We start from the raw sequence: 13,117 nt of genomic DNA on the forward strand, positions 1-13,117 counted from the left end.
CGCGGACCCGTCGACGCAGGAGAACTCAATCTCGGGGAGTTGAAGTGACCAGCACAGATTCGCTGAATTCGTTCGGAGCCCGCGACACCCTCACCGTGGGTGACGAGGACTATCAGATCTACCGCCTCGACGCCGTCCCCGGCACCGAGAAACTCCCCTACAGCCTCAAGGTGCTGGCCGAGAACCTGCTGCGCACCGAGGACGGCGCCAACATCACCAAGGACCACATCAACGCGATCGCCAGCTGGGACCCATCCGCCGAGCCCAGCGTGGAGATCCAGTTCACCCCGGCGCGGGTGGTCATGCAGGACTTCACCGGCGTGCCCTGCATCGTCGACCTGGCCACCATGCGCGAGGCCGTCGCGGCGCTGGGCGGTGACCCCGAGAAGGTCAACCCGCTGGCCCCGGCCGAGCTGGTGATCGACCACTCGGTGATCCTGGACGTCTTCGGTCGCGCCGACGCCTTCGAGCGCAACGTGGAACTGGAGTACCAGCGCAACGGCGAGCGCTACCAGTTCCTGCGTTGGGGCCAGGGCGCCTTCGACGACTTCAAGGTGGTCCCGCCGGGCACCGGCATCGTGCACCAGGTCAACATCGAGTACCTGGCCCGCACCGTGATGGTGCGCGACGGGGTCGCCTACCCCGACACCTGCGTGGGCACCGACAGCCACACCACCATGGTCAACGGCCTGGGCGTGCTGGGCTGGGGCGTGGGTGGCATCGAGGCCGAGGCCGCCATGCTGGGCCAGCCGGTGTCGATGCTGATCCCCCGGGTGGTCGGGTTCAAACTGACCGGTGAGATCCAGCCCGGCGTGACCGCCACCGACGTGGTGCTGACCGTCACCGACATGCTGCGCCGCCACGGGGTGGTGGGCAAGTTCGTCGAGTTCTACGGCAAGGGCGTGGCCGAGGTGCCGCTGGCCAACCGCGCCACCCTGGGCAACATGAGCCCCGAATTCGGTTCCACGGCAGCGATTTTCCCGATCGACGAAGAGACCATCAACTACCTGCGGCTGACCGGACGCAGCGAGCAGCAGCTGGCCCTGGTGGAGGCCTACGCCAAGGCCCAGGGCATGTGGCACGACCCGGCGCGCGAGCCGGCCTACTCCGAGTACATCGAGCTGGACCTGGGCACCGTCGTCCCCTCGATCGCCGGCCCCAAGCGCCCGCAGGACCGCATCGAGCTCTCGGATGCCAAAACCGCGTTCCGCAAGGACATTCACAACTACGTGGGTGAGGACAGCGACGCCCCGCACAGCCAGCTCGACGAGGCGGTCGAAGAGTCGTTCCCGGCATCGGACCCGGCGGTGCTGTCGTTCGCCGACGACGACGCGGCAGTGCCCTCGGCGGCGCAGAACTGCAGCGGCCGGCCCAGCAAGCCGGTCAAGGTGTCCTCGGCCGACCGCGGTGACTTCATCCTCGACCACGGCGCCGTCGTGGTCGCGGGCATCACCTCGTGCACCAACACCTCCAACCCCGAGGTGATGCTGGGTGCGGCGCTGCTGGCCAAGAAGGCTGTCGAGAAGGGCCTGACCTCCAAGCCGTGGGTCAAGACCAACATGGCACCCGGCTCGCAGGTGGTCACCGACTACTACAACAAGGCCGGCCTGTGGCCGTACCTGGAGAAGCTCGGCTTCTACCTGGGCGGTTACGGCTGCACCACCTGCATCGGCAACACCGGCCCGCTGCCCGAGGAGATCTCCAAGGCGATCAACGACAACGACCTGTCGGTGACGGCGGTGCTGTCGGGCAACCGCAACTTCGAGGGCCGCATCCAGCCGGACGTGAAGATGAACTACCTGGCCTCCCCGCCGCTGGTCATCGCCTACGCCATCGCCGGAACCATGGACTTCGACTTCGCCACCGAGCCGCTGGGTCAGGACACCGACGGCAACGACGTGTTCTTGAAGGACATCTGGCCGTCCACCGCCGAGATCCAGGAGACCATCGCCTCCTCGATCGACCGGGACATGTTCGCCAGCTCGTATGCCGATGTGTTCAAGGGCGACGAGCGCTGGCGTTCGCTGCCTACCCCGGAGGGCAACACCTTCGCTTGGGACGAGAAGTCGACGTATGTGCGCAAGGCGCCGTACTTCGACGGCATGCCCGCCGAACCGACCCCGGTCGCCGACATCACCGGCGCCCGAGTGCTTGCGCTGCTGGGTGATTCGGTCACCACCGACCACATCAGCCCGGCCGGTGCGATCAAGAAGGGCACCCCGGCCGCCCAGTATCTGGAGGCCAACGGCGTCTCCCCCAAGGACTTCAACTCCCTGGGCTCGCGGCGCGGCAACCACGAGGTGATGATCCGCGGCACGTTCGCCAACATCCGGCTGCGCAACCAGTTGCTCGACGATGTGTCCGGCGGCTACACCCGCGACTTCACCGTCGACGGCGGCCCGCAGGCGTTCATCTTCGACGCCGCGCAGAACTATGCGGCGCAGAACATCCCGCTGGTGGTGCTGGGCGGCAAGGAGTACGGCTCCGGTTCGTCGCGTGACTGGGCGGCCAAGGGCACGGTGCTGTTGGGGGTGCGCGCGGTGATCACCGAGTCGTTCGAGCGCATCCACCGCTCCAACCTGATCGGCATGGGCGTGATCCCGCTGCAGTTCCCGGCCGGGGAGTCCGCGGCATCGCTCAAGCTCGATGGCACCGAGGTGTACGACATCACCGGTATCGAAGAACTCAACAAGGGCAAGACCCCGAAGACGGTGCACGTCAAGGCCACCAAGGCCGACGGTAGTGCTGTCGAGTTCGACGCCGTGGTGCGCATCGACACCCCCGGTGAGGCCGACTACTACCGCAACGGCGGCATCCTGCAGTACGTGCTGCGCAACATGCTCAAGGCCAACAAGTAGCCCGCGTAGGCGGCGAACTGCTGATGCCCAGGGTCAGCGAGGACCACCTGGCGGCCCGGCGTCGCCAGATCCTTGACGGCGCGCGCCGGTGCTTCGCCGCCTACGGCTACGACGGGGCCACGGTGCGCCGGCTGGAGCAGACGGTCGGGCTGTCGCGGGGGGCGATCTTCCATCACTTCCGCGACAAGGACACGTTGTTCTTCGAGCTGGCCCGTGAGGACGCCGAGCGGATGGCCGACGTCGCCTCACGTGAGGGCCTGATCGGCGTGATGCGGGACATGCTGGCCGCGCCTGAGCAGTTCGACTGGCTGGCCACCCGCCTGGAGATTGCCCGCAAGCTGCGCCACGACCCGGAGTTCAGCCGGGGCTGGGCGGAGCGGTCAGCCGAATTGTCCGCTGCCACAACGGATCGGCTGCAGCGCCAGAAGCAGGCCGGCCGGCTGCGCGACGACGTTCCGGCCGACGTGCTGCACACCTATCTGGACCTGGTGCTCGACGGCCTGGTGGCACGGCTGGCCTCCGGCGAGGATCCCCAGCGGCTGTCCGCGGTCCTCGATCTGGTCGAGGACTCGGTGCGGCAGCGCTGATTTCGGCCCCGACATCGGCCGAACGTGCACCCACTGCGGAAAAATTGCAGCGAAATCGCAGTGGTTACACGCTCGCTTAGCGCGAACGGGTGCGGTGGTTGGGTCCCCCGCGGCTGCGCATCGCCACACCCGACTCCCGCAGCATGCTGTGTACCGATCCGTACGACCGCCCGGTAGACGCCACCAGGCTTCGGATGCTGGCCCCCCGTTCGTAGGCGTTGCGCAATTCGACCAGCTGTCGATCGCGCGCCTTGTCCGGCTTCGTCGTCGCCACGTCCCCTCACCATCCCCTCGCCGACCCAACGGGTTCAGCGTAAGAAGGCCTCGGCGATACCGGGCGGCTTTGGCCGAAATGCGGCCTTGCTATGCCAACTCGATCAAGTCGCGGTACTCCTGCGACCAGTGGTCCTCGGTGCCGTCGGGCAATAACACCACCCGCTGCGGGTCGAGCGCCTCGGCCGCCCCCGGGTCGTGGGTGACCAGTACGACCGCGCCTTGATAGCTGCGCAGCGCGTCGAGCACCTGCTCCCGCGAGGCGGGATCGAGGTTGTTGGTCGGCTCGTCGAGCAACAGCACGTTCGCGGTCGAGGCCACCAGCCCGGCCAACGCCAGTCGGGTCTTCTCGCCGCCGGACAGCGTTCCGGCCGGCTGCTCCAACTGCGGTCCGGTGAACATGAACGCGCCCAGCAGGCCACGCAGATCCTGTTCGCCGGTGTCAGGTGCGGCGTGCCGGATGTTCTCCCACACCGTGGCGGCGTTGTCGATCGTGTCGTGCTCCTGGGCGAAATAGCCGATCTTGCAACCGAATCCGGGCTCGAGTTGACCGGTATCGGGTGTTTCCACGCCGGCCAGCACGCGCAGCAGCGTGGTCTTGCCGGCGCCGTTGAGGCCCAGGACCACCACCCGCGATCCCCGGTCGATGGCCAGGTCCACGCCGCTGAACACCTCCAGCGATCCGTAGGTCTTGGTCAGGCCGCTGGCCATCAGCGGAGTCTTCCCGCACGCGGCCGGGGTCGGGAATTTGATCCGGGCGACCTTGTCGGCGACGCGTTCCTCGTCCAGCGCGGCCATCAACCGGTCAGCGCGTCGCAACATGTTCTGCGCCGCAACGGCTTTGGTCGCTTTCGCGCCCATCTTGGCGGCCTGGGTGCGCAGCGCCGAGGCCTTGCGTTCGGCGTTGGCGCGTTCCCGGCGGCGCCGCTGTTCATCGGTGGCCCGGGCGTCGAGGTACTTCTGCCAGCCCATGTTGTAGACGTCGGCCTCGCCACGCACCGCATCGAGGAACCAGACCCGATTGACCACGTCGGCCAGCAGATCCACGTCGTGACTGATCAGCACCAGTCCCCCGCTGTGGCCCTTCAAGAAGTCGCGCAGCCAGCCGATCGAATCGGCGTCCAGGTGGTTGGTCGGTTCGTCGAGCAGCAAGGTGGTGCTCGAACCGGCGCCGCCGGAACCCCCTTCGCCGGCGGCGAACAGGATGCGGGCCAGCTCCACCCGGCGCCGTTGGCCGCCGGACAGGGTGCGCAGCGGTTGCGTCAGCACCCGCTCGGGCAAGCCCAGGCTGGTGCAGATCCGGCCCGCTTCGCTCTCGGCCGCATAACCGCCCAGTGCGGCGAACCGCTCCTCGAGTTGGCCGTAGCGGCGGATGGCGCGGTCCCGTTCGGCGTCGTCGACGACCTCGGCCATCAACACCTGCTGCTTCTCCAAGTCGGCCAAGATCGCATCCAGGCCGCGGGCCGACAGCACCCGGTCGCGGGCCAGGACGTCGAGATTGCCTTCGCGGGGATCCTGCGGCAGATAGCCGATCTCGCCGGTACGGGTGATGGTGCCCGCGTAGGGCTCGCCTTCACCGGCGAGGATGCGCAGCGTGGTGGTCTTGCCGGCGCCGTTGCGGCCGACCAGGCCGATCCGGTCGCCGGGTTGCACCCGCAGCACCGAGCCGACCGAGTCGAGCAGGGTGCGCGCTCCGGCGCGGACCTCCAGGTCCGTAGCGGTGATCACGGGCGCGCATTCTCCTGAATCGATTACTTGTCGTCGGTGAAGACCGGTGGGCGCTTCTCGGCGCGCGCAGCGACGGCTTCCTCGAAGTTGCTGGTCAACAGGCGCACATAGAGCTGTCCAAGCCCCTCGGCCTGCATGTGCCCCTCCAGACTACCGGCATCGAGTCCGCTCCACAGCGTCCGCTTGGTCAGTTCGGTGCCCGGCCGGGAGAATCCCGCGATCCGCTCGGCCAGCTCGTAGCAGGTGTCCAGCAGATCCGGGCCGTCCACCACCCGGGAGACCAGGCCGATCCGCTCGGCTTCGGCGGCGTCGACGTCGCGGCCGGTGAGCATGATCTCGAACGCCCGCGAGGCCCCGATCGCCCTGGGCAGCAGGTAACTCAGTCCCAGTTCGCTGGCGGTCAGGCCGTTGTTGATCCCGGCCGCCCGGAAGTAGGCGCCCGTCGCGGCGACCCGGATGTCGGCCGCCAGGGCCAGGCACAGGCCGCCGCCGATGGCGGCGCCGTTGACCGCGGCGATCACCGGCTGGTGCAGCCGGCGCAGCGCCAGGATGATGTCGTCGAGCAGTTCCATCGACCGCAATCCGAAACTCGGGCGGGTGAGCCCGGCCACGTGCGGCACCGAACCGGCCGACTTGTGGTCGGCGCCCGAGGAGAAGCCCCGCCCCGCGCCGGTCAGCACCACCACGCGGACCGCGTTGTCGTAGCTGATCTCGGCCAGTGCATCGCGCAGCGGCACCATCACGTCGAACGCCATCGAGTTCATCCGCTCGGGGCGATTGAGTGTGATCAGGGCGACCTGCGGACGGGGCCGTTCGACTAGGACGAATTCGGAGCCGGGCTCGGATGCGGTGGTCACCGTTGCACGCTATCGCGTGCGACGCCTCAGACCTGTTCGGGCTTGTCCTGGGCGGCTTGTTCGGCCAGGGCGGCCTCGACGTCGAGATCCTTGACCTGCTGAACCAGATGCTCCAACGCCGCCGGCGGCAGCGCGCCGGCCTGGTTGAACACCAATGTGCCCTTCTTGAACGCCATCAGGGTGGGGATGGAGCGGATCTGGGCGGCGGCGGCCAGTTGCTGCTCGGCCTCGGTGTCGACCTTGGCGAAGACCACGTCGGGGTGGTTCTCGGAGGCGGCGGCGAACGTCGGCGCGAACGACCGGCACGGCCCGCACCAGGAGGCCCAGAAATCGACCAACACGATGTCGTTATCGGCGATGGTTTCTTCGAATTTCGCTGCGGTTAAGTCTTGAGTTGCCATGATTGGGCCAACGCCCGGGCTTCCCGCGGTGTTCCCGGCCCGGCCGGGCAAAGACCGAGCCGCTTACACAGCGGGCTCACAGCACAGAGCTAGCTGTGCGCTAACTCGGCCATTGACGGTGGTAGCACCTGCCGGCGGCACCGTGGCCGCCGACGTCGACGATCGGAGAACTGCTGATGTCCGCCCGCCCCAGCACCCCCGCGATCTACGCCCTCACCGGCGCCGCCGCCGTGTTCGGCGCCGCGCTGTTGGTCCCGGCAGCGGCCCACGCCGAGGGCGACCGGGTGATCGGCCCGGTCACCTCGGTCTCCGGCAACACCTTCGAGGTGGCCCGGCCGGCCGGGGCCACCACGGTGGCCTACACCGACGCCACCCGCATCGTCGAGCCGGTGCCCGCGCAACTGGGCGAGATCACCGCAGGCACCTGCATCCGCGCCGGCGCCACCCCGGACAGCGCCCCCGCCGACAGCGGTGCGATCTCCGCGAAATGGGTGGCGATCAGCGCCCCGGTCGACGGCAAGTGCCCGCAGCGGCCCGGTGGCGCCGACGCCCCCGCGCCGCCGGTACCGCATCGCGGGGTCCGCGGGGTCGTCGACTCCGTGGCCGGCAACACCCTCACCGTCACCGGCGCCAGCGGGCAGACCACCACCGTGACGGTCACCGACGACACCCACCTGCGCAGGATGGTCACCGTGGGCGCCGGGGTGATCAGCGCCGGCAAGTGCGTCGCCGCCCGCGGCACCCGCGACGGTGACGGCGTGCTGCAGGCGACGCGGGTCAGTGTCTGGGCGCCCGACGGCGACGCCTGCCCCGAACCGGCGGTGTAGGGCCGGCTACCCCAGCACCTTCCCGTAGGTCTGCCGGCCCATCAGATACGTCGCCTCGACCGCGACGTCGCGCAGGTCGGCCGGCGGCACCCGGCGCGGATTGTCGGAGAGCACCACCAGATCCGCGTACTTGCCGGCCTCCAGGCTGCCGATCTCGGTATCCAACCGCAGCTGCCAGGCGGCGTTGAGCGTCTGCGCCCTGATCGCGGCGTCGACACCGATCCGCTGCTCGGGGGCCAACACCCGGCCGCTGCCCTTGGCGATCCGGTTCACCGCGGTGGCGATGTTGCCGATCGGGTCGGGCGGGGTGACGGTGCCGTCGTTGTGGAAGGAGGCGCGCAGCCCGGCATCGAAAGCCGAGCGCGCCGACATCCAGTGCGCCCCGTGATCGGGGCCGAACAGTTTGTTCACCAGCACATCTCCCCAGAAGTAGATGTGCTCGATGAACAGGCTCGGGGTGACGCCCAGGTGCGCCGCCCGGGCGAACTGGTCGGGCCGCATCGCGCCGACGTGTTCGAGCCGGGGCCGCAGCGCCGGGGGCACCTGCGCCTGCTCGAAGACGTCCAGCACGACGTCGATCGCGGCGTCACCGTGCACATGGCAGGAGACCTGCCAGCGCTGATCGATGAAAGCCGTTGCCAGCTCCTGGATCTGCTCGGGGGTGTAGTTCATCCCGCCGCGGTGGTCGCGGCCCAGGCCCATGCTCGCCGTGGTCGCATTGTTCAGATACGGGAAGGTGGTGAAGATGTTGCCCTGCCATGGCGACCCGTCCGCCCACAGCTTCATCCCGATCTTGTCGAACAGCACGTCCGCGCCGGCCCGCTTGCCGCGCACATTGTTCGGGTCTTCGGCCAGCTCCGGCGTACCGATCTCGTAGGCACGGACGCGCACTGCGCAGTCGGCCTGCTGGGCCAGCTTGCTGAACACCTCCGATTGCGAGCGCGCGTCATAGGAGTGCTCGGTGGCCGTGGCGATACCCGCGCGGGCCAGCTGCGCATAGGCCCAGCGCAGATTGTCACCGGCGTTGGCCATGATCGCCCCGGAGAACGGAGCGGTCAGCGCCTTCAGCGCCGCCGCCTCGCGCACCTCGCCACTCAGCTGCCCGTCGGGCCCGTGCAGATACTGCGCCCCGGCCGGGTTGGGGGTGGTCTTGGTGATCCCGGCCGCGGCGAACGCGGCGGTGTTGGCGTAGCCGGCGTGCCCGCTGTTGCTGATGATCACGACCGGGTTGTGCGGCGCCAATCGGTCCAGCTCGGTGCGGCTGAACGGACGCAGCCCGGTCTGCAGCAGCGGGTCCACCCCGTTGAGCAGGATCGGCTGGCCCTTGGGTGTGTCGGCCACCGCCTCGGTGAGCTTTTCGAACACGCCGCCGGCGCTTGAGACCGTGAAGGGGCGCACGTCGATGGCCGGCGGGGCCAAGGTGGTGCCCATCTCGAACGGGTGGCCATGCGGTTCCACGAACGCCGGCAGCAACGCCCGCCCGCGCAGGTCGACCACCGTGGTCCCCGATCCGCGCAGCCGCAGCACCTCCTCGGCAGTGCCCACCTTGCTGATCCGGGCGCCGGTGACGGCGAGCGCTTCGGCCTCGGGAAGCCCTGGCGCCACCGTCACCACCGGGCCGCCGATGAAGATGGTGTCCGCGCCCGGCCCCCGCGATCCGCATCCGGCGAGCCCGCCGACCGCCGTGCCGGCCGCCGCAGCGGCCATCCCCGCCAGGAACCGTCGCCTGCTCGTCGTCACCGTGTGTCTGCTCTTCCTCAGTCGCAGTCGACCGCCGCCGCCAGCGGCCTTACGCGGTTCACGCGACGAGTATGGCAGCGACCCGCGCGCGTGCGCCGACCAGCCACCCGGCGGCGCATCAGGTCAGGTCGTCGTGGTCACCGCGGACCCAGGCGGCGTGCCGGTCGGCCGAGAACCGGACCGCGGCCGCGGCGTCGGTGTCGATGGTGTTCGCCTGCAGCCCGTAGATGCGGTCGAAGCGCAACCGCGCCAAGGTGTCGGCCATCCGGTGCACCACCGCGGCTGAGAGCGGAATCCGATTCGGATAGCTGCGCAGGAACGCCACGGTACGCCGGTCCGGGTTCGGGAAGATGGTGTCACCGACCAGCAGCACCCCGCGCCCGTCGGCGCCGTCGTCCCAGCAGGCCACCGCGCTGCCGGGGAAATGGCCACCGACCTGTACAACCGCGAGGGTCGGCGTCAACTCCAGCCGGTCCGACCAGTAGCTGATCACCGGGTCAGGGCGCATCACCCAGCGCGCGTCGGCGGCGTTGACGTAGACCGGCACCCCACCGAGCCGGCGGCTCCACTGCACCTGGGCGCCGAACATGTGCGGGTGGCTTGCGACGATCCCGACGACCGGGCCGTGCTCGGTCACCGCGGCCACCGCGGCGTCGTCGAGGAACCCCGAGGGATCCCACAGCACGTTCCCGCCCGCAGTGCACACCAGCTTGCCCAGCTGGCCGATGCCGAGCGGCGGGGTGCTGCCGACCGCGATCAGCCCGGGTTCCAAGTCGGCGACGGTGGAGCGCATCCCCTCGGCGACCAGCTCCTCGAGCGTCGCCCACTGCTGGCCCTCGGCCGGCACCCACTGCCGCTCGTCGGCACAGATCGCGCAGACATCCGGCGTGGCAGCGTGCTCGACGCCGCATGTCCGGCACAGCCAGAACACGCGGCCGGCTCCGCTTAGACCGTGAAGCCGACGGCGCGCATCATCTCGCGGCCCTCGTCGGTGATCTTGTCGGGGCCCCAGGCCGGCTCCCACACCCAGGACAGGTCGACCTTTTTGACCAGGCCCGCGCCCACCGTGGCGTTCTCGATCTGCTCGGCGATCATGTCCTGCAGCGGGCAGGCCGGCGAGGTGAGCGTCATGGTCACGACGGCGGCCGGGCCGTCCTCGTCCTGCCGGATCGACAGGTCGTACATCAACCCCAGGTCGACGACGTTGATGCCGATCTCGGGGTCGATGACGTCATGCATCGACTCCTCGACCTCGGCCAACAAGTCTTCCGGTGCGGTTTCGCTCATTGCTCCATCTCCTGAGTTGTCACACCGGCCGATGCCAGCGCGTGTTCTTCTGTCTTTGCAAGCGTTTGCGCCAACGCGTCCTTGAATGCCATCCAGCCGAGCAGCGCGCACTTGACCCGTGCCGGATACTTGGCCACCCCGGCGAACGCGACCCCGTCGCCGAGCACCTCCTCGTCGCCCGCCACGGTCCCCCGCGACGAGATCATCTCGTGGAACGCGTCGAAGGTCGCCAGCGCTTGCGGAATCGTCGTTCCGATCACCTCGCAGGCCAGCACCGAGGTCGCCGCCTGCGAGATCGAGCAGCCCTGCCCGTCATAGGAGATGTCGGCGATCGTCGTGCCGTCATCGGAGAGCGCCACCCGCAGGGTCAACTCGTCACCGCAGGTCGGGTTGACGTGGTGCACTTCGGCGCCGTACGGCTCGCGCAGGCCACGGTGCTGCGGGTGCTTGTAGTGATCGAGGATCACTTCCTGATAGAACTGCTCCAGCCGCATCCGGTCACGCTCCCCCGAAGAATTTCACGGCCCGGTGAATCCCCGCCAGCAGCCGCTCGACCTCGTCGTGGGTGTTGTACACCGCGAACGACGCCCGGGCGGTGGCCGCCACGTTGAACTTGCGGTGCAACGGCATTGCGCAGTGGTGACCCACCCGCACCGCGACCCCGTCGTCGTCGAGCACCTGGCCGACATCGTGCGCGTGCACGCCGTCGATCACGAACGAGACCGGCGACCCGCGGTCGGCCATCGTGGTCGGCCCGACGATGCGCACCCCGTCGATGCCGGCCAGCCCCTCGAGGGTGGCGGCCACCAGTTCGCGTTCGTGGGCTTCCACCACGTCCATCCCGATCGCGTCCAGGTAGCGGGCGGCCGCGGCCAGCCCCACCACCTGCGAGGTCATCGGGGTACCGGCCTCGAAACGTTGCGGCGGCGGCGCATAGGTGCTCGCCGCCATCGTCACGGTCTCGATCATCGAGCCGCCGGTGATAAACGGCGGCAGCGCCGCCAACGACCGGCCGTAGAGCACCCCGATCCCGTTGGGGCCCAGCATCTTGTGGCCGGAGAACGCGGCGAAGTCGACGTCGAGGGCGTGCAGGTCGACCGGCTGGTGCGGCACCGATTGGCAGGCGTCGAGCACCGTGAGCGCACCCACCGCGCGGGCCCGCGACACCAGCTCGCCGACTGGGGCCAGTGCACCGGTCACGTTTGAATGATGGGTGAAAGCAACGACTTTGACCCGCTCATCGAGCTGCAGCGAGTCCAGGTCGATGCGGCCGTCGTCGGTCACGCCGTACCAGCGCAGGGTGGCGCCGGTGCGCCGCGCCAGCTCCTGCCACGGAATCAGGTTGGCGTGGTGCTCCAGCTCGGTGGTGACGATGACATCGCCGGGGCCGACCGCGTTCTCGAAGCGGTCATCACCGAGCGCATAGGACACCAGGTTCAGCGATTCGGTGGCGTTCTTGGTGAACACCAGCTCGTCGGTGTCGGCGCCGACGAAGGCCGCGATGGCGCCGCGGCCGTCCTCGTAGGCGTCGGTTGCCTCCTCCATCAGCTGGTGCGCCCCCCGGTGCACCGCGCCGTTGGAGTTCAGCAGAAACTCGCGCTCGGCATCGAGCACCTGCAGCGGGCGCTGGGAGGTGGCACCGGAATCCAGGTAGGCCAGCCGGCTTCCGCCACGCATGACGCGATGCAGGATCGGGAAGTCCGCCCGAATCGCGTCGAGGTCCGGCGGCGCCGGACGACTGACCGACAGTGTCATTTCTCAGGCCTCCGCTGTCGCCTCGGCGGTGAAGCGTTCGTAGCCGTTCTCCTCCAGCTCGTCGGCGAGTTCCGGACCGCCCGACTCGACGATGCGCCCACCGGCGAAGACGTGCACGAACTGCGGCTGGATGTACCGCAGGATGCGGGTGTAGTGCGTGATCAGCAGCACGCCGCCGTTCTCGGCCTCCTGGTAGCGGTTCACCCCTTCGCTGACCACCCGCAGCGCGTCGACGTCCAGGCCCGAGTCGGTCTCGTCCAGGATCGCGATCTTGGGCTTGAGCAGGCTCAGCTGCAGAATCTCGTGGCGCTTCTTCTCCCCGCCGGAGAAGCCTTCGTTGACGTTGCGCTCCGCGAAACCCGAATCGATGCCCAGCTCGGCGAACGCCGCGCGTTGCTCCTTGATCCAGGTCCGCAGCTTCGGGGCCTCCCCGCGCACGGCGGTCACCGCGGTGCGCAGGAAGTTCGACATCGACACACCCGGCACCTCGACCGGGTACTGCATGGCGAGGAACAGACCGGCGCGGGCGCGTTCGTCCACGGTCATCTCCAGCACGTCCTGGCCGTCGAGGGTGATCGATCCGGACGTCACGGTGTACTTGGGGTGGCCGGCGATCGCGTACGACAGGGTGGACTTGCCCGACCCGTTCGGCCCCATCAGGGCGTGCGTCTCACCGGAGTTCACCGTCAGGTCGACGCCGTGCAGGATCGGGATAGCCGAGGTGCCGTCATCGGCGCCGCCCGGGGAGACACTGACGTGCAGGCCCTTGATTTCCAGTGTGCTCATTGGTGATTGGTGTCCTTA

13 protein-coding genes are annotated in these 13,117 nt (G+C 68.9%); 3 read left to right on the forward strand and 10 right to left on the reverse strand.

Annotation, left to right across the window (positions count from 1 at the left end; all coding sequences use genetic code 11):
• Window positions 1-62 precede the first annotated feature (62 nt).
• Window positions 63-2,858: an aconitate hydratase AcnA gene (acnA, locus tag AC5Y4Q_RS17900; RefSeq protein ID WP_499959886.1), complete on the forward strand. Its 2,796-nt coding sequence runs from the start codon at window positions 63-65 to the stop codon at window positions 2,856-2,858.
• A gap of 23 nt (window positions 2,859-2,881) precedes the next feature.
• Complete coding sequence (locus AC5Y4Q_RS17905; protein ID WP_064920915.1) at window positions 2,882-3,445, forward strand: TetR/AcrR family transcriptional regulator; 564 nt, start codon at window positions 2,882-2,884, stop codon at window positions 3,443-3,445.
• A 76-nt stretch (window positions 3,446-3,521) separates the two neighbouring features.
• On the opposite strand, the gene AC5Y4Q_RS17910 is transcribed toward AC5Y4Q_RS17905, so the two are convergent.
• From AC5Y4Q_RS17910 to trxA, 4 genes are all read right to left on the reverse strand, one after another.
• Window positions 3,522-3,719 carry a helix-turn-helix domain-containing protein gene (locus tag AC5Y4Q_RS17910; protein ID WP_064920916.1) on the reverse strand — a complete coding sequence of 66 codons (198 nt, stop codon included), beginning with the start codon at window positions 3,717-3,719 and terminating at the stop codon, window positions 3,522-3,524.
• Window positions 3,720-3,808: 89 nt separating this feature from the next.
• On the reverse strand, window positions 3,809-5,446 hold the full coding sequence (locus AC5Y4Q_RS17915; protein WP_065018874.1) for an ABC-F family ATP-binding cassette domain-containing protein: 1,638 nt from the start codon (window positions 5,444-5,446) through the stop codon (window positions 3,809-3,811).
• A gap of 23 nt (window positions 5,447-5,469) precedes the next feature.
• On the reverse strand, window positions 5,470-6,303 hold the full coding sequence (locus AC5Y4Q_RS17920) for an enoyl-CoA hydratase (RefSeq protein WP_499959834.1): 834 nt from the start codon (window positions 6,301-6,303) through the stop codon (window positions 5,470-5,472).
• Window positions 6,304-6,329: 26 nt separating this feature from the next.
• The gene (gene trxA, locus AC5Y4Q_RS17925) at window positions 6,330-6,704 is read right to left on the reverse strand and encodes a thioredoxin (protein WP_065018876.1); all 375 of its coding nucleotides are present in this window, start codon (window positions 6,702-6,704) and stop codon (window positions 6,330-6,332) included.
• 176 nt (window positions 6,705-6,880) lie between these two features.
• Here trxA and AC5Y4Q_RS17930 point away from each other — a divergent pair, with 176 nt between their 5' ends.
• On the forward strand, window positions 6,881-7,531 hold the full coding sequence (locus AC5Y4Q_RS17930) for a DUF5666 domain-containing protein (protein WP_065018877.1): 651 nt from the start codon (window positions 6,881-6,883) through the stop codon (window positions 7,529-7,531).
• Window positions 7,532-7,537: 6 nt separating this feature from the next.
• Here AC5Y4Q_RS17930 and AC5Y4Q_RS17935 read toward each other — a convergent pair whose 3' ends face one another.
• The 6 genes from AC5Y4Q_RS17935 to sufC form a co-directional block, all read right to left on the reverse strand.
• Window positions 7,538-9,271 (reverse strand): amidohydrolase, encoded by a 1,734-nt coding sequence (locus AC5Y4Q_RS17935; protein ID WP_064920928.1) that lies wholly within the window; start codon window positions 9,269-9,271, stop codon window positions 7,538-7,540.
• A gap of 118 nt (window positions 9,272-9,389) precedes the next feature.
• Window positions 9,390-10,202: an MBL fold metallo-hydrolase gene (locus tag AC5Y4Q_RS17940; RefSeq protein WP_064920929.1), complete on the reverse strand. Its 813-nt coding sequence runs from the start codon at window positions 10,200-10,202 to the stop codon at window positions 9,390-9,392.
• 14 nt (window positions 10,203-10,216) lie between these two features.
• Complete coding sequence (locus AC5Y4Q_RS17945) at window positions 10,217-10,558, reverse strand: metal-sulfur cluster assembly factor (protein WP_064920930.1); 342 nt, start codon at window positions 10,556-10,558, stop codon at window positions 10,217-10,219.
• On the reverse strand, window positions 10,555-11,052 hold the full coding sequence (sufU, locus tag AC5Y4Q_RS17950) for a Fe-S cluster assembly sulfur transfer protein SufU (RefSeq protein ID WP_064920931.1): 498 nt from the start codon (window positions 11,050-11,052) through the stop codon (window positions 10,555-10,557). The genes AC5Y4Q_RS17945 and sufU overlap by 4 nt, the downstream gene beginning before the upstream one ends.
• 4 nt (window positions 11,053-11,056) lie before the next feature.
• Window positions 11,057-12,313: a cysteine desulfurase gene (locus tag AC5Y4Q_RS17955; protein ID WP_064920932.1), complete on the reverse strand. Its 1,257-nt coding sequence runs from the start codon at window positions 12,311-12,313 to the stop codon at window positions 11,057-11,059.
• Window positions 12,314-12,316: 3 nt separating this feature from the next.
• The gene (sufC, locus tag AC5Y4Q_RS17960) at window positions 12,317-13,099 is read right to left on the reverse strand and encodes a Fe-S cluster assembly ATPase SufC (RefSeq protein ID WP_064920933.1); all 783 of its coding nucleotides are present in this window, start codon (window positions 13,097-13,099) and stop codon (window positions 12,317-12,319) included.
• Between the last annotated feature and the right edge of the window lie 18 nt (window positions 13,100-13,117).

The sequence above is a fragment of the Mycobacterium sp. NGS16 genome, from assembly GCF_059813225.1.